Below are 25,221 nucleotides of genomic sequence, written 5' to 3'. Positions count from 1 at the left end.
GGAGCATTCGATGGCAAGCGCGATCCAGATGCCGAAGCTCTCGGACACGATGACCGAGGGCACCATCCAGAAGTGGCTCGTCAAGGAAGGGCAGGCCGTCCGCGCCGGTGATCCGATCGCCGAGGTGGAGACGGACAAGGCCACCTTGGAAATGGAGGCTTACGAGGCGGGGACGATCCTCAAGATCATCACCGGCGACGGCGGCACGGCCAACGTGGGCGCGATCATCGCCGTGATCGGCAAGCAGGGCGAGGACTGGCAGAAGGTCGCCGGCGCTGGTGGCCCCGAGGCGCCGACGGCCGAGGCTCCCAAGGCCGAAGCGCCCAAGGCCGAGGAACCGAAGGCGGCTGCGAAGCCGGCTCCGTCCGGCGACGCGAAGCCCGTCTTCATGCCCAAGCTCTCGGACACCATGACCGAGGGGACGATCCAGCGCTGGATCGCGAAGGAAGGGCAGAAGGTCTCGCCCGGCGATCCGATCGCCGAGGTGGAGACGGACAAGGCCACCCTCGAGATGGAGGCCTACGAGGGCGGCACGGTCCTCAAGATCCTGGTCGCCGACGGAGGCTCCGCGAAGGTGGGCTCCGTGATCGCGGTGATCGGCAAGCCCGGCGCGAGCTGGGAGGCCGCAGCAGGGGGCGAGGCCCCGGCCGTTGCCGAGAAGGCTCCCGCCGCCGCGCCCGAGGCTCCGTCAAAGGGCGAGAAGGTCACCTGGAAGCCGGCCGCAGCGGCGCCCGCCGCAGCTCCCTCGGGACCCGTCAAGTACGCCAAGCGCGAAGTGCCCGGCGAGATCGTCGGCCTGACCTTCGGCTTCGGCCACGGGATCGCGCCGGCCGTGCCGGTGGCGCCCCGCAAGGCCAACGGCGAGAAGGTCCTGGCCTCGCCGCTCGCCCGCAAGATCGCGGCCGAGCGCGGGATCGACCTCCTCACGGTCTCGGGATCCGGCCCCGGCGGGCGGATCACCCGCCGCGACGTCGAGGAGGCGCCCAAGGCCGTGGCTGCAGCGGCTCCTGCCGCAGCGGCGGCTCCCGCGGCACCCGGCGGCAAGACCGTCCCGATGTCCCAGATGCGCAAGGCGATCGCGCGCAATCTCCAGCAGTCCAAGCGCGAGGTGCCGCACTTCTACCTCACGCTCGACGTGGACATGGCGGCTGCGCTGGAGCTCCGGGATCGGGCGAAGGCCTCCGACGTCAAGGTCTCGGTGAACGACCTCGTTCTCAAGGCCGTCGCCGTCGCCGCGATGGAGGTCCCGCGCGTTCAGGGTCAGCTCCGCGACGAGAACACCGTCTTCATTCCGGATACGGTGAACCTCGGTGTGGCGGTTGCTCTCGAGGAGGGGCTGATCACCCCCGTGGTCCGGGGCGCCGACAAGCTCGCCCTCGGCGAGCTCGGGCGTCAGGTCCGCGACCTGGCCGGGAAGGCCCGCGACAAGAAGCTGAAGCCCGACGACTACCTGGGCGGCACGATCACCGTGTCTAACCTGGGCATGTTCGACATCGAGCACTTCTACGCGATCGTCAACCCGCCGCAGGCGTCCATCGTCAGCGTGGGCAAGGTCCGCGAGGAGCCGGTGGTGCAGGGTGGCCAGATCGTCATCGGCCAGCGGATGCGGATCGGCTACTCGGGCGATCACCGGATCGTCGACGGCGCCGTGGGCGCCCAGTTCCTCCAGGCGGTGAAGAAGGTCCTGGAGAACCCGATGCGGATGCTGATCGGCTGAATTTGTCGCTGACCGGGCGCCCCGTGAACTGGGGCGCCTCGGCTAGCGGTTCAGGGCTTTCAAGGAAGCGGGCCTGCCTCGAGCAGGCCCGTTTCATTTGGTCATCCGCCCTGGCCCGGCGGCAGCATCCGGACGTTGTAGGACTCCGACGCCCAGGCGAGCTCCGGATCCGTCACGGTCGCTTCGAGCACGCAGTTCTCCAGCCGGGCGGCGCCGACGACCTCGTACGTGAAGCGCACCTCCGCGATCTCACCCGTCGTCGTCGTGGTGAAGGTGCCTGTCGCCGCGCCCTGGGTGAAGGTGCCGCCGCAAGTGCTCGTCCACTCGTAACGCATCTGGCCTACCGAGTCGGTGTCGACCGATCGGAGACGGATCGCGAGCTCGCTCGACGCGGCGCTGTGGGTCACCTCTCCCCGGATCTCCACGTGGGGCGCCAGGTTGAACGTCGCCTCCAGCAGGGCTTCGGCGTAGTCCACTCCGACCTGGATGACGATGCCCATCTCGACCCGGTTTCCATCCTGGTCGCTGACGCGGATGATGAGTGGCTTCGGCCCGTTGTTCCGGGGAGCGGTCCACTGGAGGATGGCCTCTCCGTTGACGACGGTGACCGGGTTGCCGAACTCGCCGGTGAATTGCGCTCCAGCCGGGAACGATCCCGAGGCGGTGAGCGCACCCTCTCCCTGGTTCGCCACGACGTGGATCTGGGCGGTGTCTCCCTGCTCCACGTAGGTCGGGAAACCGAGGTACCCCAGGACGGGTGCGTAGATGTCGCCGGGCTGGCTTGCCTGGTTCATCACGATGACCACGGTCGAGTGGGCGTCTTTCGTGATCGAGACGTCGCGCGGCTCCGAGCGGAACAACACGCCCTGCGGGCTCTGGGCCTCGGCGCTGAGGGCGTAGGTCCCGACGAAGACCCGATCCCGCGACGCGCTCCACCGGCCGGAGATCGGATCGCGTTCGAGCTCGATGTTGATGTTGTTCACTACTTCGCCGTTGTCACCGATGATGGTGCCGCGCGGCGCGAGGATGACGAAGACCCCCGTGATGTCCCCGGGCTGCGGGCCGGGACCTGCGTGGGCCGGCTGGACCACGACCCGGATCGTGCCGGAGTCGGGACCCGGGTCTTCCTCGACGACCCCGAAGCGGCCGCAGGCTCCCCAGACGAAGGCACACGCCCAGAGGGCGACGAGCGGAACGATTTTTCTGCCGAACGCAAACATGTCGACTTCCCCCGATGGTTCAAGTGACCGTCTCTGCTCTCCAACGCGGAGTGTCCGCCTCGCTGGGCCATTCCGGCGGGCGATGCATGGATCGAGCGGTTGCAGACGGAGCCGAAAGGTCGGTCCGCTGGCCACACTGGCACATCCCATACCCGCGTGAGGGGAGGGGCCCCTTCCGGGTGTCGAGCTCACCGAATGTACTCCCCTGGCCACATCGGAAAAACGCCATGGATTTCGGTGGACTGCGCTCCTTCGGGATCGGTGACCGTGAGGTCGAACTGGCACTGATAGTGGTCCGGGCGGACGATCTCGTACACGAAGGGGAGGCTGACGATCTGGCCTACCGACGTGGTGGTCACCCATCCCGATTCGGATCCTTGGCTGAAGCGTCCACCGCAGTCGCTCCACCACCGGTACCGCATCGGACCAGCGGAATCGCTGTCGAACCATTGGGTGCGAAGTTTCACCGTGGTTGCGTCAGGGGTGATCTCGAGGTCGCTGTGAATCTCGATGCGCGGGGAATGGTTGAAAATCGCCTCGAAGTCGCGATCGACGTTCGCCTCACCGACTCGAATGAAAATACCGAGCTCGACGGAGTTGTCGTCCTCGTCCGAGACGCGGAGGATTAGAGGTTTGAGGCCGATGTCGTAGGGCGCGACCCACTCGATCACCCCGAGGTACGTTTCGATGGTCGCGGGCGGCCCGAAGGCGCCGGCGTTCTCGACTCCCGGAGGAAAGTGGCCCGAAAGGGTGAGCTGGCCCTCGCCAAACCAGGCCTCCACCAGGATCTCGGTTGAGTCGCCTTGCTGAACCCAGTCGCGGTACGCCACGTAGCTGACAAGCGGAGCCATCACGAGGGTGGGATTCGTGCTCTGGTTCATGAGGATGATCGCCGTGGTAGGGCCTTCCTTCGTGATCGTGACCATGTGCGAATCCGAGACAAAGAGGACCTCCCCCTCACGGCTCGCCACGGCGTAGAGGTCGTACGTTCCGACGTAGATCCGATCCAGGTGCGAGGTCCATTTTCCGCTGATCGGTTCCCGCTCGAGGTTGAAACGCCGGGTCGGCACGACCTGGCCGTTTTCGCCGACGATGGTGCCACGTGGCATCAGAACGACGTCCAGAGCGCCAATCTCGTCGGGGTCAGGACCGGGGCCCGCGTGCTCCGCCTGAGCCACGATCCGTAGCGTGCCCACGTCGGGGCCGGAGTCGGCCTCGATTCTGTTTCCGCCACAGGCAGACCACACGTGAGCACAAATCGCGATCGCGACGAGTCGAACGATCCTCTTGTTCTTGCCAGACACGAGCATTTCGAAATCCCCCCATTGGTTCGAAGCGTCTCGATGAGACGCGATTCGCCGGCGTTGTTGGCCAGGCGAGGATGGTCGAGCCAACGGAGAGGTAGGCACATCCCATACCCGTGAAGGGCGGTGCCCCATCAGGGGGCCTGAGCCCCCATCCCCATCTCGTCGAGGATCCCGGTCGCCTGACCCAGCTCGATCAGGTAGCCGTCCGGATCCTGCAGGTAGCAGCGGATCTCCAGCTCGTGGTCCTTCGGTTCGGTGAGAAACCGTGCGCCACGTGTCTTCCAGGTGGAATAGGTGGCGTGGACGTCGGTGACCCGGACGAGGAGCGCGCTGCTCAGCGTCTTCGAGTCGGCCGGCGCCCGGGCGTCGACCTTGGGCTTGTCGTCGGTTGGCCCGCCCTCTTCGTTCACCACGATGTAGCTGTTGTGGAAGCGCATCACGCACGGGTTTCGGTCGCGCTGCACCTGGGCGCCGAGCACGTTGCTGTAGAACTCGCGCGATCGGTCCACGTCGCGAACGATCAGCAGGTGGGCGAGCACCATCCCCGTCTCGGGCCAGAAATAGTCGGGCGGAGTCTCCTTCACATCTACCTCCTCGGTGGCCGGTGTCGGGCGACGCTGCGCACGGCGCCGAGTGGCGGCGACCCCACGTTTGGGCGTCGGCTACCTCCGAGGCTGAGCGGGGTCGTTCGGGTGGGGCGAGAGCGGCGTCACCTCGTCGTTGCGCCACACGTGAAGCGGCATCGAGGCGAGGACTTCCTGGAGCTGGCCCACGTCGTCGGCGGCAAACAGCCCGAGCGTTCGCCACTCTCCAGGTTTCAGCGGCGGACGCCACAGTCGAAGCAGATATCCCTGCTCTGCCAGCTCGCGCGAGCGTGCCGCCTCTCGGGCTTGGACCTCCTTCACGGTCGTCTCTGAAGTTCCAGCGGGAACGTGGGTGGTCATGGTGACGAGATACTCCATGGTCGGGGCCTCCTGGAGCGCGCGGGTGCACCACCGTAAGGATCTGGCTCCGGACCGCCAACGCCCCGCGAAATTGGCGCCGGACGGCGGCCACTCGCGGGCGCGCCCGGCGAGGGGGCACCCGACCGACGTGAATGCCTGCTTACGTCCGAAACGAAGGATCGAGTAAGGTCGCCTGCTCGTCCGCAGGGGATACAACTGCTCCGAACCGGTTTGAATGAGGTCCACGTCTGGTACGTCGGTGCCCGACCGGAGGGTCCATGCCGCCGCCCGAGGCAGCTCAGACGACGCCATATCAAGCGAGATGGGCTGCAGCGGGAATCGGCCTGCTCTCTCTCTTGATCGGGTGGCCGCATCCGGCGGCGCTCGCCGACCCGGCGTGCCGCCCGGCGGTAGTGGTCTCGGGGGACGTGGAGCTCGCGTCGGAGGTCTCGTCCGCCCTCGGACGCCGTGGGGTCGGGGCCGAGGGGACCGACGCGTGCCCAGCGTTGGAAGCGTCGCTGCGGCGAGAAGGGGGGCTCATCGTCGTGAGCCGCAGGGATCCGGTAGGGAGGGAGGTCGCGAGGAGGGTCGCCCTCGTCGAAGAGGCCGCGAGCGTGGTCGAGTCGTGGGCGCAATCCGAGCTCAACGCCGAGCTGATGGCTGGCTGGACCGTGGGCGACGCGGCCGTGGTCGAGGCACCGCATGCGCCCGCTCCCATGGAAGCACGGGCACGCCGGCGGGATCCCGCCTCGGTCGTCGTGAACGGCGACCTGTCGCTGGACGAGTCCAACTCGCTCTGGCTGGGAACCTCGCTGGACGCATGCGTCCGATTGGGACCTGTGTGCGCCGGTGGAGCGGGCCGTTTTCGCAGGGCCCAGGACTCCGGGCGCACCGAGCTCGCTGCGCTCGCCAGCGTCGATCTCCCGCTTCGGTTCGGACCGTTGCTCGTGTCGCCAGGGATCGCGCTCGGCGGAGCCGTGTCGTCCAGCTTCGACGACTCGGGCCATGGCGAAGACCGGCTGGGCAGCTGGAGGCCGAGGGGCGAAGGGAGGATCCGACTATCCTTCCCCCTGGTGGGTCCGGTGTCGCTCGACGCGGCAGCGGCGGCAGAGGCCTCGCCGGCCGGGGCGGCGCAGCGGGAGGTCGGCGACGATTCCGTCCACCCCTCCGAGGATCCGACCTTCTTTCTCCGCGTCGGGGCGGGCGTCCGTGTGGGGCTTCCTTGAGAGGAATCCTGCCGAACTCGCGCCGCCCGGCGGCGAACGGAGCGGAGGAGCCATCCGACGAGGCGCTCCTCGCGGCCTGCGCCGGCGGCGATCGCACGGCGCTTGCCGACCTCTTTCACCGGCACAGCGCCGCCCTGTACGGATTCCTGTCCCGGTTCCCGGGCGTGGATGATCGGGACCTGGACGACCTCGTGCAGGCCACGTTCGTCGCGGTGCACCGTTCGGCGACGCGCTTCGAAGGTTCGTCCTCGGTGAGGACCTGGATCTTCGGGATCGCCGCCAACCTGGTCAGGAAGCACGTTCGGGGCGAGGTCCACGGCCGCAACGTGCGGAACAAGGTCGAGGAGCTCCCCGTCCCCGAGCCCATCCGGCCGGACGCCGAGGCGGAGCATCGGCAGGCGTTGGCCCGGATCGACGCGGCCCTCGCCGAGCTCCCGCATGACCTGAAGGCCGTGTTCACGCTCTGCGTGATAGAGGGAGCCTCGGGCAAGGAAGCCGCTCGGGCCCTCGGAATCCGGGAGGGGACACTCTGGAGGCGCCTGCACGAGGCGCGAACGGCGCTGCGACGGGCCGTGGATGGGATGCGCCCATGAGGTTCCCGCGACCGAACAGACACCCTTCGCCGGTCGAGCTCTCCCGGGCGCTCAGCGAAGGTGCCGACCGGAAGCTCGAGGAGCACCTGAGCAGCTGCGCGAGCTGCGCCGCAACGTGGTCGGACTGGGGCCGCGTCGACGTGCTGGCGAGGCAGCGAACGGTGCTTCCGGTGTCGAGCGAGCGCCGCGCGATGGTGCTGGACGCGATCCTCGCCACGACCGCGGAGCCATCGGCGAGCGTCTCCCGCGCTTCCGTCGAGAGAGAGCGGCCGCTCTGGCTCTGGGGAGCCCTCGCCGGCGCGGCGGTCGCCGCGGCCGTAGCGATCGTCCTCGTCGGACGCTCGGATCCTCCGCCGGCGGAGCCTCCCGTGATCGCGACCGTGTACAGGGGAACCGTCCGCCCTCACGACGGCGCGCGCTTCGTTCGTGTGTCGAGCGCCCCCGACGAGGTGGTCAGACTCTACGAGGGGACCATCTCCGTGGACGTCGAGCCGTTGCGCGCGGGCGAGCGATTCCGGGTCGTCGTAGGAGACGGGCAGGTGGAGGTGCGAGGGACCTCGTTCGACGTCGAGGCCGTGGGCGACGCGCTCTCATCCGTGAAGGTGGAACACGGTGTCGTCGACGTGAACCCGGGCAGCCGGCCCACGGTGGTTCTGCTCGACGGCCAGCGGTGGGACGCGAAGTCGGAGGGAGCGGCGGGGTCGGGAGCGGTCCCGATCCGCGTCGAGTCTCCCTCCGCGAAGGAACGCCGAGGACGCGCCCCGCCGCCCGTCGAATCCGAGACCACGGCGGTTTCGGATCCGGTGCCGGACGAGCCGCCGCCCAGGAGCCCCATGGCCGAGCTCTTCGACCGCGGCTGGACCCAGCTTCGATCGGGGCGCCCCCGGGAGGCCGCGCAGACCTTCGAGGAGGCCCTCGCGAAGCATCCGTCGGACCCGCTCGCGGAGGACGCGGCCTTCTGGCGCGGCGTCTCGCTCGCGCGGGCAAAGCGAACGCAGGAGGCGTCCCGAGCGCTCGCGGCGTTCATCGACGCCCATCCCACCTCGCATCGAGCCGGCGAGGCGTCGGTGATGCTGGGGTGGATCTTGCTCGAAAGGCGCGAGATCGACGCCGCCGAGGCGCGATTCCGTGCCGCGGTGGCCGATCCGGTCGAAGCGGTCCGGGCGAGTGCAGAAAAGGGGCTCGAGGCGGCGCGGGCCACGCGACGGACCGAAGACGCCCCGCGATGATCGCCCTCGAACGTGGTGTCTTCACCCACGGCGCAGGTCTGCATGGGCGATCGGGCGTGGGCGCGACCAACGGACGGTCGCCTGGCCGACGGGTCGAGGTCGACTCGGTTTTTTTCCGATGAAAGTCGTGGCTCCGGGGACCGAATGAAGGGGGCGATGCTGCGCCTCCGACATTCCAACCGATTCGAGAGGGCGCCAGCCCTCCAGGAGCCTCGATGCGTCGCCGTACCTTCGGTGTCTCACCAGCGGCACTGCTTGCCGCCCGACCTCACCCGCGAGGGCTCATCAGGGCCTTCCGGTGCTCGAGTGTGATGGTGATCGCTGCATTCGTCTTTTCCTCCGTGGCCTGCCGTCCGTCGGATGACGCCGAGCGAAGCGCTGCCGGCGGCACGGCCGGACGGGACGAGAGCACGGGCGGCACCGGTGGAACGGGCGAAACGGGCGGAGACGATGGCGCGGGAGGCACCGGTGGAGACGATGGCACGGGAGGCACCGGCGGCGTGACGCCCCCGCGGCCAGGCCGGGCCATGCTGATTCGGCCCACCTCCCGCCTGGTCCTCGTTGACACCGCCGATCCGCAGGCCAGCCGCTGCGGCGCCTTCGATCGGATCGAGGGCGACAAGCGGCGGCTCGTCGTCGATCTGGACGACTGTTCCCTCGATGGAGCTGCGCCAATGGCGGCTGGAGTCATCGGCTCCGTCACCGTCCGTACTGCGTCGACCGACACTTTCGACGTCCGCGTGCAGCCCTCCGGCGGAGCTCCCGGCCCGATCCTCACGGTCGGCCCCCTGCATTCGAATACCCACGGCTTCATCACCATGGTCGGCGACGACCGCGCCTTCACGGTCGAGGTCTCCGGCCGGGCGAGCGCCGACGTGCTCGTGGAGATGAGCGCCGCGCTCGTGCCCGAGCCCGACGGCGGCCAGTACGTCCACCTCCTCGACAGGCCGGAGCGTTGGTTCTCCGCGAACCCCAACGACGCGCAGTGCGGCTTCCGGAACGTGTGGCCGAAGCTGGAGTCGGTGCATTGGGTTCCGGTGGTTCGGGGAGGCGAGGGTGCGACCGGAATGTTCGGCGCCGTCCACCTCGGCCCCCACGAGTGGCGCGACGCTCCCATCACCTTCCACATGGGCCCTGCCGGAGAGGGCGACGACGTGAACACGCTCTCGCGCTGGGTGAGCACCCCGACCGACGCGCACTTCCCATGGACCTGGACGAGCTTCTTCGCGACCGGCGCGAGCGCCGCGCAGGAGATCGAGCTGCGCGCGAGCTCCGAGGCCATCAACCCATGGGAGCTGGGGCCCGAGCCCTGGGTCGACGCCGTGGGCTGGCTGTCTCCCAGGGCGGGGCTCGTGTATCGCCCGCTCGACGTGCCCCTCGAGTTCGATCCCGTCGTCACCGTGACGGATCAGGACGTGCGATTCGAGACCGGGATCCCGGAGGCGAAGGGGGTGGTGGGATCGCTCGTCTTCGACATCCCCGAGTGGTCCACGGATCCGTCCCAGCCTCCCTATCGCTGGTTCCACGTGATGGTCGCCGATAAGGCCGCCTCCATCCCGACCGCGCTCGGCGGATGTATCGAGGACTTCGACTGGATGACCGCCGCCCTCCATCAGAACGGCCGGGTCACGACGCAGTTCGTCTCCCGCACCGACGATCTCGCCAGGTTCGTCATGCGCCATTACACGTACGTGAGCGGCCTCACCCATCCGGTCGACGAATCGCTCTTCGATGTCACGGTGCGCGTCCGAATCGACGGCGTCCTCACGAATCCGTAGCGCCCGCCTATCACAGATCTTCGCGGGCGCCGGATGGCTGCCCGCGCTCGGGGAACCCAATGCGTCTCGCATTCTTCATGCAGTCGTTCGCTGTTCTCTTCGCCGCGACAGCGGCGCAGGCCGCTCCTCCCGTGATCACCGAGGTTTCGTCCGTCGCCGTCCCGCAGAGCGGGCGGTTCGAGATCCTCGGCACCGGATTCGGGGAACGACCCCTCGCCACCGGATCGAGGGTCGAAATCGGCGGGGTCGAAGCGGCGACCGCGACCTGGACAGATGGTCGGATCGTGGCCTACGTGAGCGAAGGTGTCTCCATCGGCGCGAGCCCGCTCCGCGTCGTCACACCCGAGGGCGCGAGCGGGTCCCTTTCGTTCGAGGTGCGGCCGTTGCCTGCTGGGGACGGCCCTGTCGCGTGGCGGTTCGTCGCCGACGGTACGTTCAGCTTGCACCGGCCGGCGGTTGGACCCGACGGCTCGGTCTACGTCGGGGACGAGCGCGGGTTCATCTATTCCCTCGGCGGTAGCGGCCTGCTGAATTGGATCCGTCACGGGCCAAGCGTCGGAGGTCACGACGCCTTCTTTTCGGGCGAGGCCGACGAGGGAACGTTGGCGGTGGGCGCGGACGGCACCCTCTACGCGGCGGTGAACCTGATCGGGCCCGACCTGCAAATCCACGCATATCGTCGGGACGGAAGCCTCAAGTGGATCCACACGGAGGAGGGGCTCCTTTCACACGGGCTCTCGGTCGGCCCGGACGGTAACCTCTACTTCTCGATCCGGATGCCTGGCGGCGGGGGGCTGCGGATTCTCAGTCCCGAAGGCGTCCTCGTCGGCTCCGAGTCGGAGCACTCCCCCGCGGTGGGCACGAACATTCGCGGCGCCGAGATCACCTTCGGCCCCAGCTCCGGCTCGGGTCCCGTCGACCGGGTCTACCTCGTGAGCAACGTGCCTCGAGACGACCAGTTCTCGTGGGGGAGCCTGCAGGCCCACCGGCTCGGGGGCGACCTCGTGTGGTCGGTGAACGCGTGCAATCACATCACGCCCGTTGGCGGGCAGAGGTACGGGTACCCGGCCGTCGCGCCCAATGGGAACGTGTTCATGACGGGATGGCGGGGGCCGGGAGCGCCTCTCGCCCTACATGCGTTCGACACCTCCGGTGAGAAGGTCTGGTCCTTCGAGCCCGAGGGTCCGACCAACCTCATCACCGAGCCGGAAGCTGGTTCCGACAGCGGCGCGTATTTCGTGACCAACGGTCGATTCCTTTACTCAGTGAGCCAGCGCGGCTCGAGGAGATGGATGCGGGAGTTGCCCGGTTACATCGAGTTCGGTCCCGTCCTGCATCCCGACGGGGAACTGGTCGTCGCCTCGATTACCCAGGAGGGGACCGCGCTGATGTCGGTCCGTTCCGGCGGCACGTTGGGGTGGCGAGTCGATCTGCCTCCCGTCGACGGGTCGCATCCGAGACCCTCCAGCCGGATCCGCCTGACTGGCGACGGCAGCCGCGCCTACCTGCCCACGAACATCGATTCCAGCGACGGTCGCTGGGTGCTCTACGCGATCGACACGCCGGAGGAGCCGGGCACGGGCGGCACCGGCGGCACCGGCGGCACCGGAGGGACGGGAGGGACGGGAGGATCGGATGGAACTGGTGGCAGCGGTGGCGGCGGTGGCGGCGGTGGCGGCGGTGGCGGCGGTGGCCGCGGTGGCCGCGGTGGAGGAATGGGCGGGGAGGCTGGCATGGGGCCAGGCGGCGATGGCGGAACCGACTCCGACCCGCACGAGCCCACCCGCTCGCGCCGCACCGATGGATGCAACTCGAGCGGTGCAAGCGGTTCGAGCCCGACGGCCCTCCTGCTCCTCGCTCTCTCGCTCGCTCTCCGCGTTCGATGGCACCGACGTCAGGAACTGGCTTCGATGAAGGCCGGCTGATCGGAGCGCCTCCGCCGCTCGATGACCCGACACTCCTCCGACCTTGTAGGGAGGGAATGCCTGGGGCACTCTGCTCGGGTGTGCAGGACCGGACCATGCAGAGGTCCTGGGCGCGCGACGCGCCGATCGAAGCCCGGGCACGAGGGCGACAGGGAAGAGTGGATGTTGAAGATCACCCACGGCGCAACGAGCGCCGAGGACCCCCAGGCAAAGCGGTTCACGAGTTTCCGCGAGATCGCCGACTTCCTCTGGCAGAACGCCGAGCGGATGCGCGGGGCCTACAAGCCCAACGAGTACGATAAGGTCATCCTGCCCCTGCTCGTCGCCCGGCGGCTCGATTGCGTGCTCGAGCCCTCCAAGGACAAGGTCCTCGTCCGCCTCGAGGCGCTGAAGGGCAAGGGCTTGAAGGCAACCGATCCGGCCGTCGACGTCGCGCTCCGCAAGCTCACCGGCGTGCCCTTCTACAACACCTCGAAGCTCGACTTCGGGCGGCTCAAGGGCGATCCGAACCACATCGCGCAGAACCTCCGCGGATACCTCAAGGCCTTCTCCGCGAACGCGCGCGACATCCTCGAGCAGTTCAAATTCGACGAGCAGATCACGCGGCTCGACGACGCGAACCTTCTCTATCAGGTGGTGGGCCTCTTCGCAGAGGTCGACCTCCACCCCGACGTGGTGCCCAACCACATCATGGGCAGCGTCTTCGAGGAGCTGATCCGGCGCTTCAACGAGAAGAAGAACGAGGAGGCCGGTGACCACTACACGCCGCGCGAGATCATCCGGCTGATGGTCGATCTGCTCTTCGTCGAGGACGACGCGGCGCTCCGGCGCGCGGGGATCGTGCGCACTCTCTTCGATCCCGCCTGCGGCACCGGCGGCATGCTCAGCGTCGCCGAGGAGTACCTGCGCGAGCTGAATCCCGACGCGCGGCTCGAGGTCTTCGGCCAAGAGTTGAACCCGGAGTCCTACGGGATCTGCAAGAGCGACATGATCATCAAGGGGCAGAACCCCGAGAACATCGCGCGCGGAAACTCCTTCGACCAGGATGGGCACGCGGGTCGGCGCTTCGACTACATGCTGTCGAACCCCCCCTTCGGGGTCGACTGGAAGAACGTACAGAAGACCGTCGAGGCCGAGCGGGACGGCCAGGGCTTCGCTGGGCGGTTCGGCGCAGGAACGCCACGTATCAACGACGGTGCGCTCCTCTTCCTGCAGCACATGGTCGCCAAGATGAAGCCGGTCGACAGCAAGACCGGCGAGGGCGGCAGCCGCATCGCCATCGTCTTCAACGGCTCGCCGCTTTTCACCGGCGACGCCGGCTCGGGCGAGAGCGAGATCCGCCGATGGGTCCTCGAGAACGACTGGCTCGAGGCGATCGTCGCCCTGCCGGACCAGCTCTTCTACAACACCGGCATCGCGACCTATGTCTGGGTGCTGACGAACAAGAAGCCCAAGCATCGCCGCGGGAAGGTGCAGCTCATCCACGCGGTCGAGCTCTTCCAGAAGATGCGCAAGTCGCTCGGCAACAAGCGCAACGAGCTCTCGACCGAGCACATCGCGACCATCGCCAGGACCTTCGGCGAATTCCGCGAGAGCGCAATCAGCAAGATCTTCGACAACGAGGACTTCGGCTACCGCCGAATCACCATCGAGCGGCCGCTGCGCCTGTCGTTCCAGGCTTCGCCAGAGCGGCTCGAACGGCTGCGCGAGGAGAGAGCGTTCGCGGCCCTCGCCTTGTCGAAGAAGAAGGGCGCCGCGGGTGAAAAGGAGATCGACGAGGGGAGGGCGCTTCAGGAGTCCATCCTGACCGCGCTGGACCCGCTGGAGGCAAAGAAGGTCTACAAGAGCCGCGATCGATTCGAAGAAGAGCTCGCCGGAGCGCTCTCCTGCGCGGGCCTCAGCGTGCCTGCGCCGGTGAAGAAGGCGATCCTCTCGGCCCTCGGCGAGCGCGACGAAAGCGCGGAGGTTTGCACCGATAGCAGAGGTCGGCCCGAGCCCGACGTCGATTTGCGCGACACCGAGAACGTTCCGCTCAAGGAAAACGTTGCGGCATACTTCGCACGCGACGTGAAGCCGCACGTGCCGGACGCCTGGATTGCGGGTGTCGAGCTGCGAGGCGGCGAGGCCGTCGTAGTCGACGAGAGCAAGGTGAAGGTCGGCTACGAGATCCCGTTCTCGCGACACTTCTACCAGTACAAACCGCTGCGCCCTCTCGCGGAGATCGAGAGCGAGATCCACGCGTTGGAGAAGGAGATCCAGGGGCTGCTCGGCGAGGTGCTTGCGTGAAAAAGGCGACTGCGAGTGGATTGGTCGAAGCGCCGTGGACGCAGTCCGCGCCGGCATCATGGCAGCGCACTTTTCTAGGCCATCTCGTGGAGGTCCGAAGCGGAGCCACCCCTAGCAAGGACGAACCGTCATTTTGGGATGGCGAAATTCCGTGGGTATCTCCGAAGGACATGAAGGTCCTGCGTATCGCCGACTCGGAGGACCACGTCTCGGAGGCCGCGCTCGCGCATAGCGCTTTGCGATGGATCGCCGAGGGCAGCGTGTTGATGGTCACCCGCGGTATGATCCTCGACCACACGGTACCGATTTCCCTCGCGATGCGCCCGCTGACCATCAATCAGGACATGAAGGCCCTGGTTCCCCGGAGGGTCGTGCGTGGGGCTTTTCTCGCGTGGCTACTTGTGGGTCTAAACCCCGCGCTCTTGGCTCGCGTCGAAGAGGCCGCCCACGGAACAAAGGCGCTTCGTACAGAGCAGTGGAAAAAGCTTCCTCTCGCGATTCCGCCGCTCGATGACCAGCGCCGCATCGCCGACTTCCTCGACCGGAAGACCGCCGCCATCGACGCGCTAATCGCAAAGAAGGAGAAGCTCGTCGCGCTCCTCGCCGAAAATCGGCAGGAACTCATCACGCGGGCGGTGACCAAGGGGCTCGATCCGAGCGCACCAATGAACGACTCGGGTGTGAACTGGACCGATCTGTTGCCCGCACATTGGCAAGTGAAGAAGGTGGCGCGCTGGTTCGGCAAGATTGGAAGTGGGACCACCCCCGATTCGCAGAACTCCGAGTTTTATCTTGATGGATCGGTCCCTTGGGTGACGACGTCCGAACTTCGCGAGCGAGAGATTGAGACTACTCAGAAGAGCGTCACGACGGTAGCGCTAGCAGGTTGCTGAAAAACCCTGCGGTCCCCCGCACCGCAGGGATCGACCCGATAGGATCGCTACCGTAGAATCGCGCGCTCTTGCGGAGGAAGCGATGCGCGGCAAACTCGAGCGGCAGGCGTCGATGCTCACCCTGATCGGACCGGAACAGCGGGTGCCCAGGGACCACCCGATCCGCCGGATCAAGCTGCTCGCCGACCGTGAGCTCCAGCGCCTCTCGCCCGTCTTCGAGTCGATGTACAGCGGCACCGGCCGCCCCTCGATCCCGCCCGAGATCATCCTGAAGGCCTGCCTCCTCATCGCGCTCTTCAGCATCCGGAGCGAGCGGCAGTTCTGCGAGCGCCTCGACTACGACCTGATGTTCCGCTTCTTCCTGGACATGGGCATGACCGAGGAAAGCTTCGATGCCTCGACCTTCTCGAAGAACAAGGAGCGGCTGATCAGGGCGGATGTCGCGCGCCTCTTCTTTGAGGGCGTGGTCCGCCAGGCTAAGGAGGCGAAGCTGATCTCGGCCGAGCACTTCACGGTCGACGGCACGCTGATCGAGGCGTGGGCGTCGATGAAGAGCTTCAAGAAGAAGGGCGCGAAGGATAACGAGCCGCCAGACGATCCGGGGAACCCAACCATCGATTTCCACGGCGAGAAGCGCGCCAACGCCACGCACGAATCGTCTACCGACCCGGATGCGCGGCTTGCCCGGAAGGGCGCAGGCAAGGAGGCGAAGCTGGCGCTGTCGGGCCACGTGCTGATGGAGAACCGGAACGGCCTCTGCATCGACATCTCGATCTCGCACGCTGACGGAACTGCCGAACGCCGCGAGGCGCTGCGCATGCTGCAGCGTCAGAAGAGAAAAGGCTTCTCGCCAGCTACGCTGGGCGCCGACAAGGGCTACGACACCGCCGACTTCGTGCACGACGTCTTTGTCGAAGGTGTCGTTCCGCACGTCGCCCGAAAGCGAAAGCACTCGAACGTCGACGCGCGGCAAGCGCGCCAGATTGGGTACCGCCACAGTCAGAGATGCAGGAAGAAGGTCGAGGAGATCTTCGGCTGGATGAAGACCGTAGGTGGGCTGAGGAAGACCCGCTACCGAGGCGTCGAACGAACCCAGCTCTGCGCCTACTTCACAGGCGCAGCGTACAACCTGCTGCGTCTCTCGCGGCTGCTCGGGAGCGCGGCGTGAGCGCCGATCCGTGCTGCGCGCCAATGAGCGCCGCCGTGGAGGCATCGCATTCGTACGGCGCGAGGCTCGGACCGATTTACGAGCGTGCGGGACGGCGAAATCCATGCGCTCGACCTCTCGTTACCCAGGCACCACCACGGGCCCAGGCAGCGACTCGCGCCCAAAAACAGAGTTCTTCAGCAACCTGCTAGAGCAACACTCGGCTCTTAAGCTGTTTCCGGTGGAATCGGTGCTCATAGCAATGTACGGCGCGACGATTGGACGCACAGGAATACTCGGCACCCCTGCAGTAATGAATCAGGCGTGCTGTGCCTTTGCTTCGCCTGTCGGTATGCGTCCAAGGTTTTTTATTTTGTGGCTCCAGGCAATGCGCCAGCACATCGTCGAGCTCGGCGTTGGCGGCGGTCAGCCCAATATCAGCCAGGAGAAGCTTCGTTCCCTGCGTGTCGCCGGCCCGCCGCTGGACGAGCAGGACCAAATTGTCGACTCTGTGAATCGCGAGCTCCGTCACCTCGATGAACTGGCTAACGTAACGACTAAATCTGTCTCGAAACTCCAAGAGTACCGGCAGGCACTCATCACGGCGGCTGTCACCGGCAAGATCGACCCGGCATCGGCAGACACCGCTCTCCTGAGCGGCGAGGAGGCCCGGGTCGCATGAATTCGCTCGCCTCGCTCGAGTTGACCGCCGCCCGGGGCGAGTCCGAGACGCTGGAGTTCAAGCGCTCGACCGCCGAGCTGCGACGCGCGGGCGAGACGCTTTGCGCCTTCCTCAACGGGGAAGGCGGCCAGGTGTTGATCGGCGTAGCCCCGGATGGAAAGCTCATCGGCCAGCAGGTCGCTGACGTCACGCTACGCGACATCGCCGCGATGCTCGGCCGCTTCGAGCCTTCGGCCCGGATCGATCTGGAGCGCGTCGACGTCGATGGTGGCCGCACCGTGATCGTGCTGACGGCTCCCTCGGCGAGGGAGTACGCCCCCTTCGCCTTCGAGGGGAAGGCGTACCGGCGGGTCGGCTCGACTACCGCGACGATGTCGCAGGAGGAGTACGCGCGGCTTCTGCTCGACCGGAACCACAGCCGCCATCGCTGGGAGCTCCGGCCCGCCGTCGGTGTTCGTCTCCAAGACCTCGACCACGAGGAGATTCTGCGCACCCGGCAGACCGCGATCGAGCAGCGGCGATTATCGGCGGGCACGAGCATGGACGTTGGAGACATCCTCGATCGGCTGGGTCTGCGCGTCGATGGCCAGATCACGCATGCCGCGCAGATGCTCTACGGGACGAGGTTCCTGCCCGACTACCCGCAGGCGCTCCTCAAGCTCGGCCGCTTCCGGGGGACGACGATCACCGGCGACATCCTCGACAACAAGCAGGAGCACATGCACGCCTTCGCGATGGTCCGCGAGGCGATCGCGTGGCTCGACCGGACGCTTCCGCTCTCGGCGCGGTTCCCCAAGGGCAACATCCTCCGCGAGGACCGCCTTCCGGTGCCCGCCGACGCGCTGCGCGAGGTGATCGTCAACGCGGTCATCCATCGTGACGTCAGCCGCGCCAGCTCCTACGTCGCGATCGCGGTCTTCGACGATCGCATCGAGGTGCGCAGCGTGGGCGAATTCCCCTCGGGCATCCGCGCGGAGCTGCTCTCCGGGGAACATCCCTCGATTCTGCGCAACCCGCTCATGGCCGGAGCTTTCCACCGGACCGGGGCGGTGGAGGTCTGGGGCCGTGGCACCAACCGGGTAATCGAGGCGTGCCGGGCCTACGGAATCGCGGCGCCAGAGTTCACCGAAGTGGCGGGCGTCGTCACCGTGACGTTCAAGGCGGCGGTGTTTCCGGAAGCGGCGCAGGGACCCAGACTGTCCCAAGTTCGTCCCAAGTCGGTCCTAAGTCTGTCCCAAGTTCAAGTGCTGGAAATCGCTTCGGATCCAAGCTCGCTCGCTGATCTCATGGCCTCAGCCGGCCATACGAACAGGACCAGGTTCCGGCACCAGGTCCTGGCGCCACTCATCGAGTCCGGCCTGCTGGAGCTGACGATCCCGGACAAGCCCACGAGCTCCAGGCAGCAATACCGGACGACGGCCGCAGGGCTCGCGCTCGTTCGACAGAATTCGTGACGGCTCGGCCTGTCACAGGGGAAGAGGGGGGAGGCGGAATGACCGCAAAGCACACGGAGCAGGCCTTCGAGGAGGCCATCGAGCATCACCTCGTCACCGCGGGCGGTTGGCGGAAGGTGCCTCCTGCTGCCTTCGACCGCGATCGGGCGCTGCTCCCGGCCGAGCTCTTCGCCTTCTTCGAGGCCACCCAGACCGCGCTCTGGGCCGAGCTGCGTGCGCAGCACGGCGCCGGGCTCGAAGCCGCCGTGCTCGACACGCTGTGCAAGGCGCTGGACAGCCGGGGCACGCTCGACGTGCTCCGGCATGGGCTCAAGTTCTTCGGGAAGAAGCTCGACTGCGCGACTTTCAAGCCTGCGCACGGCCTGAACCCGGACGTAGTCGCGACCTACGCCGAGAACCGGCTCGCCGTCACGCGCCAGGTCCGCTTCGCGCCCAGCGGGCACAAGGACGAAGATCAGTCGATCGACCTCATGCTGTCGTTGAACGGCTTGCCGATCGCGACGGTGGAGCTGAAGAACCCGCTCACGCAGCAGACGGTTCAGCACGCGATCGCGCAGTACCGCGCCCGTGATCCGCGTCATCGGCTGCTTCAGTTCAAGCTCCGCGCGCTCGTCCACTTCGCCGTCGATCCCGATCACGCGTTCATGACGACGCGCCTCGCCGGCGAGGGCACGACGTTCCTGCCGTTCAACCGGGGCGCGCACGGCGGGGCCGGCAACCCCGAGCACCCGAGCGGCTACCGCACGGCCTACCTCTGGGAGGAGGTCTGGCAGCGCGACTCGTTCCTCGACATCGTTGGGCGCTTCCTCCACCTGGCGAAGGAGGAGAAGCTGCGCGCTGGAAAGAAGGTCGAGGAGGAGAAAATTGTCTTCCCGCGCTACCACCAGCTCGACGCCGTGCGCAGGCTCGAGGCGGCCGCGCGCATCGATGGACCGGGAAACAGCTACCTCATCCAGCACTCGGCCGGCTCCGGCAAGTCGAACAGCATCGCGTGGCTCGCGCATCGCCTCGCGAGCCTCCACGACGCGAAGGACGCGCGGGTCTTCGACTCGGTCGTCGTCATCACAGACCGCCGCGTGCTCGACAAGCAGCTCCAGGACAACATCTACCAGTTCGAGCACAAGCAGGGCGTCGTCGCCAAGATCGACGAACACTCGGACCAGCTCGCCAAGGCACTCGAGGGCGGCACGCCCATCATCATCACGACGCTCCAGAAGTTCCCGGTCATCCTCGAACGGATCGGTGGGTTGAAGGGCAGGCGCTACGCCCTCGTCGTCGACGAGGCGCACAGCTCGCAGACCGGTGAGTCGGCGCGCAAGATGAAGCAGGTGCTCGCGGCGACCTCGCTCGAGGAGGCGGAAGGGCTCGACGCAGCGGGCGACGAAGACGACTCGGAGGAGAAGGTGCTGGCGGCGGTGATGGCCTCGCGCGGCCGGCAGAGGAACCTGTCGTACTTCGCGTTCACCGCTACCCCCAAGGCGAAGACGCTCGAGATCTTCGGCCATCGCGACGCCGAGGGGAAGCCACGCCCGTTCCACCTCTACTCGATGCGCCAGGCCATCGAGGAGGGCTTCATCCTCGACGTGCTGAAGAGCTACACGACGTACAAGGCGTTCTATCGGCTCGTGAAGGCGACCGAGAACGACCCTCGCGTGCCGAAGGAGGAGGCGACGCGGCAGCTCGCGCGCTTCATGAGCCTGCACCCGCACAACGTCGCACAGAAGACCGAGGTGATGGTCGAGCACTTCCGCACGAAGGTGCGGCACAAGCTAGGCGGTCGCGCCAAGGCGATGCTCGTCACCAGCTCGCGCCTCCACGCCGTCCGCTACAAGCAGGCCTTCGACGCCTACCTGAAGGAGAAGGGCTACGGCGACATCGGCGTGCTCGTCGCGTTCTCCGGCATCGTGAAGGATCCCGCCTCCGACCTCGAATTCACCGAGCCAGGGATGAACGTCGACAAGGTCGGCAAGCACATCTCCGAGGCCGGCCTGCCCGGCGCGTTCGACGGCGACGACTTCCAGATCCTCCTGGTTGCAAACAAGTACCAGACCGGCTTCGACCAGCCGCTGCTTCACACGATGTACGTCGACAAGAGGCTCTCCGGCGTGCAGGCCGTGCAGACCCTCTCGCGCCTGAATCGCACAGCGCCCGGCAAGCAGGACACCTTCGTCCTCGACTTCGTCAACGACACCGAGGAAATCCAGCAGAGCTTCCAGCCCTACTACGAGGCGACGACCGTCGCGGAGAGCGCCGAGCCGCAGCAGCTCTACGACCTCGCGCATCGGCTCGAGGGTGCGCAGGTCTTCTGGCTCTCCGAGGTCGAGGCCTTCTGCAAGGTGTTCTTCTCGCCGCGCGAGAAGCAGTCGGTCCAAGACCAGGCCGAGATGAACCGTCACCTGAATCCGGGCGTCGACCGGTTCAAGGCGCTCGAGGAGGCGACGCGGGAGGAGTTCAAGAACGCGCTCGGGGCATTCGTGCGCCTCTACGCCTTCCTCTCGCAGATCATGCCGTTCTCGGATCCCGACCTCGAGAAGCTCTACACGTTCGCGCGCTACTTCGAGACGAAGCTGCCGCAGGATCCGAAGAAGGGTCCGCTATCGCTCGATGGCGACGTGGCGCTCGAGTACTACCGCCTCGACAAGCTGAGCGAGGGCGCCATCGCCCTGCGTGCCGCCGAGCCCGGCGTCGTATTCGGCGCGACCGAGGTCGGTACCAGGAAGGCCAAGGACGACGAGGCGCAGCTCTCGGAGATCATCGGCGTGCTGAACGATCGCTTCGGCACCGAGTTCGACCAGGCCGACCAGATCCTATTCGACCAGTTCGTCGCCGCCGCGAAGCTCGACGACGAGGTCGTCCAGCGCGCGAAGGCCAACCCGCTCGACAATTTCGCTCTGGCGATGAAGGGCAAGGTCGAAGGGCTGATGGTCGATCGCATGGATCAGAACCAGGAGATCGTGACCCGGTACCTCAACGATTCCCAGTTCCAAGACCTCGCGTTCCGCCTGCTCGTGAAGCGGATCTACGACGAGATCCGTGGCGAAAAGTTCGCTGCGGCGGGGCTTTGAGAGTCCTCGGCCTCACGACCGTGCCGGGCGAGGGAGGAAGCCGTTCGGCCAACTCCGGAAAGGACCAAACACGCCAAGTCAGACTGATGGCTCGGGCTCTTCTCGCCTACCAGCGGCAGCGTGCGTGGGCAATGGATGGCTCGTGCCGGTCGCTGATCCCGGTGTACCAGAGGCGGTAGCCGCCTTCGTCGAGCAGGGGCCGCGGGCCGGTCAGCTTGCCGCCTTCGAACCCGCCTCGGGCGACGAGGATCGGTTGCTCCTTGCGGGTCCAGTGGATGCCGTCGGGCGAGGTGGCGACGCCGAGGGCCGAATAGAAGGGGGAAGTCGGGTGGCCCCCGTAGGCGCCCTGGTACCACATCACGAACCGGCCATCGTGGAAGGTCACGGCGGGCGAGAAGACGCCGGCCTCGTCGAAGGAGCCCGGTGCCCCCGGCAGCAGGACGGGGCCGTCGCCTGCGGGAGTCCAGGAATCCCCGTCGTCGGAGACGGCGAGCGCGATGGCGCTGCGTTCGTCGCCTTCGAGGGACGCGTACCAGAGCCAGAAACGACCATCGTGCTCGAGGACGAAGGGAGTCCGCAGGGCGCTCCGCTTGGTGTCGTCGAAGGGCTCGAGCTCGATCACGGGCACCTCGTCGGTCCACTGGAGACCGTCGACCGACGAGACCCGCCGGACCCCTCGAGCCGGGTTTACACCGAAGCCGGAGGCAGTGAAGAACATCCAGTAGCCGTCGGGACGGGGCAGCACCATGGGACCGTACACCTCCGCGTAGGGGCCACGGTCCCCGAAGTGGTTGAGGTGGTCGAAGTCCCACCCCCCCGGGGTCCAGGCAAGGCCGTCGAGCGAGCGCGTGTCGAAGACGTTTCCGGTGTTGGCGCTATAACCCTCGTACCACATGCGGAAGGCGTCTCCTTCCTTCAGGACCGAGACTCGGCCGCCGCCTCCGAGAACCGGGGCATCCGGATCGCGCCGGCAGGTGCCGTCCTCCTGGAAGGTCGGGACGCGGTAGCGCCCGTCGTGGAACACCACGGTCGCGGTCGACACCTTCGGAACGACGTAGGCTTGGACCTGGACGGAGAAGAAGTCCGGAGTCGACACATCCTCCCCGCCGATGCAGGCGATGGGACGGCTCACGTGGAGCTCGAGGCGGTCGCCGTCCCGCACGAGCCGGAGCTCGTGCTCGGGAGGAAATCCGAGCGCCAACGCGAGGGTCTGGTGGTCCCAGTCGACCTCCACGTTCTCGGCGATCCGCTCCCATCCTTCGACGGCGTCGAGGGCGGCACGATCCTGTATGAGCAGGAGCCCTTCCAAGCCGTCGACATATCCCTCGAAGGGAATCGTCGCCGCCCCCATTCCGTGCTCGATCCAGCTCGGCCCGACGACTTGGGTCTTTCCCTTCGTCGCCCCTGCCAGGCTGGCGCCGTTCTGCGCCAATGCCTCGTGGCGCAACGGGAGCCCCGCACAGGGTCCCTCGTCTCCGGGCAGATTCGTGTGGTTGGCCGGCGGACGGCCGGAGCAGGCGGTCAGAACGACCGCGAACGCCATGCAGCAGGCAAGGATGCGCATGCGAAACTCCGTACTCGATGAGATTGATAAATATACTACCGGTGCTGGCCTGATCGTCAAGCCGGCCGCCGAACCGTTCGAAACCGGCGAAACGGCTGCGCGCAGCCGGCTGGGAGGTGACGACGAAGATTCGACTGAGGTGCGCACAGGCTGTAAAGGTCGTTTGAACCCCTAGAAGCCGTCCGATAGCATCCTCCTGTCGCAGAGCCCCGCGAACGCCTCGTTCCCGGATCATCCGGACGGGCGAAGCCCAGGAGCGCGCACATGAGCCGGTACGCCGATCCGAACCTCGAATGCGATCTGGTGATGAAGGGCGGGATCACCTCCGGCGTCATCTACCCGCTCGCCATCTGCAGGCTCGCCGAGCGCTACCGTCTCCGCAGCATCGGCGGAGCATCGGCGGGCGCCATCGCGGCGGCTGCTGCGGCGGCCGCGGAGTGCGGGCGGCAGCGCCACCTCGAGCGGGTGCGAGAGGCCGCGAGCCAAGGCCTTTCCGAGCCCATTCTTCCCGCTGGTTCGTCGTTCGAAGGCCTGGAGGCTCTGCCGGCCAAGATGGGAGCGCCGAGATCATCGGTCGGCCTCTCGCAGTTGCAATCCCTCTTTCAGCCGACGGAAGCGGGAAAGCCGGTCTTCGATCTGGCGCTTGCCATGCTCGGTCGAACGTCTCGGATTTCCAAGGGCCTCGGGATATTGCGGGCCGTAGGCGACGTCGCGCCCGCGACGTTCGTCTTGGCGCTCCTGCTGACGGCGCTCCTCGTCTGGATCGGGACCCGTGCCGATCACCTGCTCGCATGGTTTGGCGTGGCCATCGCCGTCGTGACGCTCCTGGCCTTGCTCGGGGCCGTCGCTGCCTTCGTCTTCGCGTTGCGCGCCAACCGGGCGCTCGGGCCGGAGAACGGGTACGGCCTCTGTCCCGGCTTCAACGTGGACGAACGAAGCGACACGCCCGGCCTGACTCGATGGCTCGCCGATCTCTTCGACGAGCTCGCGGGGCAGACGCCGGGCGGCGCGCCCCTCTCCATGGGGGACCTCGAAGCGCAAGGGATCGACTTCCTTGCGATGACGGCCAGCGTCACCCACGGGCGTCCCTACCGGCTCCCGTTCGAAAAGGGCGCCGACTGGTTCTTCCGCCGTGGCGACTTCGAGCGGCTGTTCCCCAAGCGCGTCGTGGACTTCATGGTCGAGCGGGCGCTGAAGCAGCTCGACGTGCCGAAGCGAAAGAAGCTGCGGCGGCTCTTCGACCAGGCAAACGAGGGAGCCGAGACGCCCGACTACTTCCCCTTTCCTGGGGATGCGGACCTTCCGCTCGTCGTCGCCGCCCGCATGTCGCTGAGCTTTCCCGTCCTCGTCCAGGCGGTGCCGCTCTATGCGGTCGACTGGACCTTGAGCTCGAATCGCAAGAGCGACGGAGTCCGATTCGAGAGGTGCTGGTTCTCCGACGGCGGCCTCTGCTCGAACCTGCCGCTCCATTTCTTCGACGCGCTGCTGCCGACGCGGCCGACCTTCGCGCTCGATCTGCGCGAAGCGCACGAGGACCATCCCGTGCGCGTGCCGCCGTTCGGCCTGGGGCAGTCGGAGCGAAACAACGTATGGCTGCCGACCAGCAATGGAGCAGGCGCAGCCGAGCGCTGGAACCGCTTCGAGGGAGGAGCCGTTCCGGCGGCGCGCTTCCTTTGGGCGCTCCTCGACACGGCACAGAGCTGGAACGATCAGCTGACCTCCAAGTACCCAGGGTATCGGGATCGTGTCGTTCACATCTTCCACACGGAGGAGGAGGGCGGGCTCAACCTCGACATGCCTGCGGTGGTCATCGAGCGGCTGGCTGCGCGGGGCGCAGCGGCCGGCGAAGTGCTGCGCGACAAGTTCGATCCTGCTACGGGACGCCGCGGGTGGGACAACCACTTCTGGGTGCGGTACCGGGTGCTCCTCGCCACCCTCACGCAAGAGGCTACCGCTTTCGCGCAGCTGGACGATGGAGCGAATGAAGCCCTGAAGGGGCTGCTCGCCGAGCCGCCAAGCTACCGGCTCACCTCTTCGCAGCGAAAAGCCGTGAACCAGATCAACAAACATCTCGTCGAACTGGCCGCCGCACTGGGCTCGGGCCCTTCCCTGGCCCATCGGGCGCCGAAGCCACGGGCGCAGCTCAAGACGCGCCCGATGAGCGGATAGGAGCGCCGGGTCGGCCCGGTCC

19 protein-coding genes are annotated in these 25,221 nt (G+C 67.0%); 14 read left to right on the top strand and 5 right to left on the bottom strand.

The features are described 5' to 3' along the window. Window positions 1–10 precede the first annotated feature (10 nt). Window positions 11–1,717, top strand: coding sequence for a pyruvate dehydrogenase complex dihydrolipoamide acetyltransferase (locus AKJ08_RS07740; protein WP_050725540.1), 1,707 nt, complete (start codon window positions 11–13; stop codon window positions 1,715–1,717). Window positions 1,718–1,818: 101 nt separating this feature from the next. Here AKJ08_RS07740 and AKJ08_RS07735 read toward each other — a convergent pair whose 3' ends face one another. The 4 genes from AKJ08_RS07735 to AKJ08_RS07720 form a co-directional block, all read right to left on the bottom strand. Then, on the bottom strand, window positions 1,819–2,937 hold the full coding sequence (locus tag AKJ08_RS07735) for a hypothetical protein (protein WP_050725539.1): 1,119 nt from the start codon (window positions 2,935–2,937) through the stop codon (window positions 1,819–1,821). Window positions 2,938–3,125: 188 nt separating this feature from the next. Continuing rightward, window positions 3,126–4,376 (bottom strand): hypothetical protein, encoded by a 1,251-nt coding sequence (locus AKJ08_RS07730; protein WP_157370559.1) that lies wholly within the window; start codon window positions 4,374–4,376, stop codon window positions 3,126–3,128. After that, window positions 4,376–4,828, bottom strand: coding sequence for a VOC family protein (locus AKJ08_RS07725; protein ID WP_205624786.1), 453 nt, complete (start codon window positions 4,826–4,828; stop codon window positions 4,376–4,378). The genes AKJ08_RS07730 and AKJ08_RS07725 overlap by 1 nt, the downstream gene beginning before the upstream one ends. Window positions 4,829–4,906: 78 nt before the next feature. Next, window positions 4,907–5,206, bottom strand: a complete 300-nt coding sequence (locus AKJ08_RS07720) for a muconolactone Delta-isomerase family protein (protein WP_050725537.1) — start codon at window positions 5,204–5,206, stop codon at window positions 4,907–4,909. A 338-nt stretch (window positions 5,207–5,544) separates the two neighbouring features. On the opposite strand from AKJ08_RS07720, the gene AKJ08_RS19750 reads away from it, so the two are divergent. The 11 genes from AKJ08_RS19750 to AKJ08_RS07665 all read left to right on the top strand — a co-directional run bounded on the left by AKJ08_RS19750 (window position 5,545) and on the right by AKJ08_RS07665 (window position 21,466). Continuing rightward, window positions 5,545–6,414: a hypothetical protein gene (locus AKJ08_RS19750; RefSeq protein ID WP_050725536.1), complete on the top strand. Its 870-nt coding sequence runs from the start codon at window positions 5,545–5,547 to the stop codon at window positions 6,412–6,414. Beyond that, complete coding sequence (locus AKJ08_RS19745) at window positions 6,411–7,007, top strand: RNA polymerase sigma factor (protein ID WP_050725535.1); 597 nt, start codon at window positions 6,411–6,413, stop codon at window positions 7,005–7,007. The genes AKJ08_RS19750 and AKJ08_RS19745 overlap by 4 nt, the downstream gene beginning before the upstream one ends. Further along, window positions 7,004–8,236: a tetratricopeptide repeat protein gene (locus AKJ08_RS07705; RefSeq protein ID WP_050725534.1), complete on the top strand. Its 1,233-nt coding sequence runs from the start codon at window positions 7,004–7,006 to the stop codon at window positions 8,234–8,236. The genes AKJ08_RS19745 and AKJ08_RS07705 overlap by 4 nt, the downstream gene beginning before the upstream one ends. Before the next feature lie 311 nt (window positions 8,237–8,547). Beyond that, complete coding sequence (locus tag AKJ08_RS07700; protein WP_050725533.1) at window positions 8,548–10,014, top strand: hypothetical protein; 1,467 nt, start codon at window positions 8,548–8,550, stop codon at window positions 10,012–10,014. Between the two features lie 59 nt (window positions 10,015–10,073). Then, the gene (locus tag AKJ08_RS19205; protein ID WP_050725532.1) at window positions 10,074–11,939 is read left to right on the top strand and encodes a hypothetical protein; all 1,866 of its coding nucleotides are present in this window, start codon (window positions 10,074–10,076) and stop codon (window positions 11,937–11,939) included. 162 nt (window positions 11,940–12,101) lie between these two features. After that, entirely contained in the window at window positions 12,102–14,225 is a 2,124-nt protein-coding gene (locus tag AKJ08_RS07690) for a type I restriction-modification system subunit M (RefSeq protein ID WP_082342887.1), read from the top strand. After that, window positions 14,222–15,118: a restriction endonuclease subunit S gene (locus tag AKJ08_RS07685; RefSeq protein ID WP_082342885.1), complete on the top strand. Its 897-nt coding sequence runs from the start codon at window positions 14,222–14,224 to the stop codon at window positions 15,116–15,118. The genes AKJ08_RS07690 and AKJ08_RS07685 overlap by 4 nt, the downstream gene beginning before the upstream one ends. Window positions 15,119–15,200: 82 nt before the next feature. Next, a complete protein-coding gene (locus AKJ08_RS07680; protein ID WP_050725530.1) occupies window positions 15,201–16,286 on the top strand; it encodes an IS5 family transposase in 1,086 nt (361 codons plus the stop codon). 103 nt (window positions 16,287–16,389) lie between these two features. Further along, entirely contained in the window at window positions 16,390–16,947 is a 558-nt protein-coding gene (locus AKJ08_RS18550) for a restriction endonuclease subunit S (protein ID WP_082342883.1), read from the top strand. Further along, a complete protein-coding gene (locus AKJ08_RS07670) occupies window positions 16,944–18,401 on the top strand; it encodes an ATP-binding protein (protein WP_050725528.1) in 1,458 nt (485 codons plus the stop codon). The genes AKJ08_RS18550 and AKJ08_RS07670 overlap by 4 nt, the downstream gene beginning before the upstream one ends. 38 nt (window positions 18,402–18,439) lie before the next feature. Continuing rightward, a complete protein-coding gene (locus AKJ08_RS07665; protein WP_050725527.1) occupies window positions 18,440–21,466 on the top strand; it encodes a type I restriction endonuclease subunit R in 3,027 nt (1,008 codons plus the stop codon). Between the two features lie 106 nt (window positions 21,467–21,572). On the opposite strand, the gene AKJ08_RS07660 is transcribed toward AKJ08_RS07665, so the two are convergent. Beyond that, on the bottom strand, window positions 21,573–23,030 hold the full coding sequence (locus tag AKJ08_RS07660; protein ID WP_050725526.1) for a glycoside hydrolase family protein: 1,458 nt from the start codon (window positions 23,028–23,030) through the stop codon (window positions 21,573–21,575). Here AKJ08_RS07660 and AKJ08_RS19200 point away from each other — a divergent pair. Further along, window positions 23,029–23,205 (top strand): hypothetical protein, encoded by a 177-nt coding sequence (locus AKJ08_RS19200; RefSeq protein WP_157370558.1) that lies wholly within the window; start codon window positions 23,029–23,031, stop codon window positions 23,203–23,205. The genes AKJ08_RS07660 and AKJ08_RS19200 overlap by 2 nt on opposite strands. Before the next feature lie 89 nt (window positions 23,206–23,294). Next, window positions 23,295–25,199 (top strand): patatin-like phospholipase family protein, encoded by a 1,905-nt coding sequence (locus tag AKJ08_RS07655; protein ID WP_050725525.1) that lies wholly within the window; start codon window positions 23,295–23,297, stop codon window positions 25,197–25,199. Window positions 25,200–25,221 lie beyond the last annotated feature (22 nt).

The sequence above is a fragment of the Vulgatibacter incomptus genome (assembly GCF_001263175.1).
Classification (GTDB): Bacteria; Myxococcota; Myxococcia; order Myxococcales; family Vulgatibacteraceae; genus Vulgatibacter; species Vulgatibacter incomptus.
The sequence above is the reverse complement of the archived record's forward strand: the minus strand, read 5'-3'. Positions and strand labels throughout refer to the sequence as shown.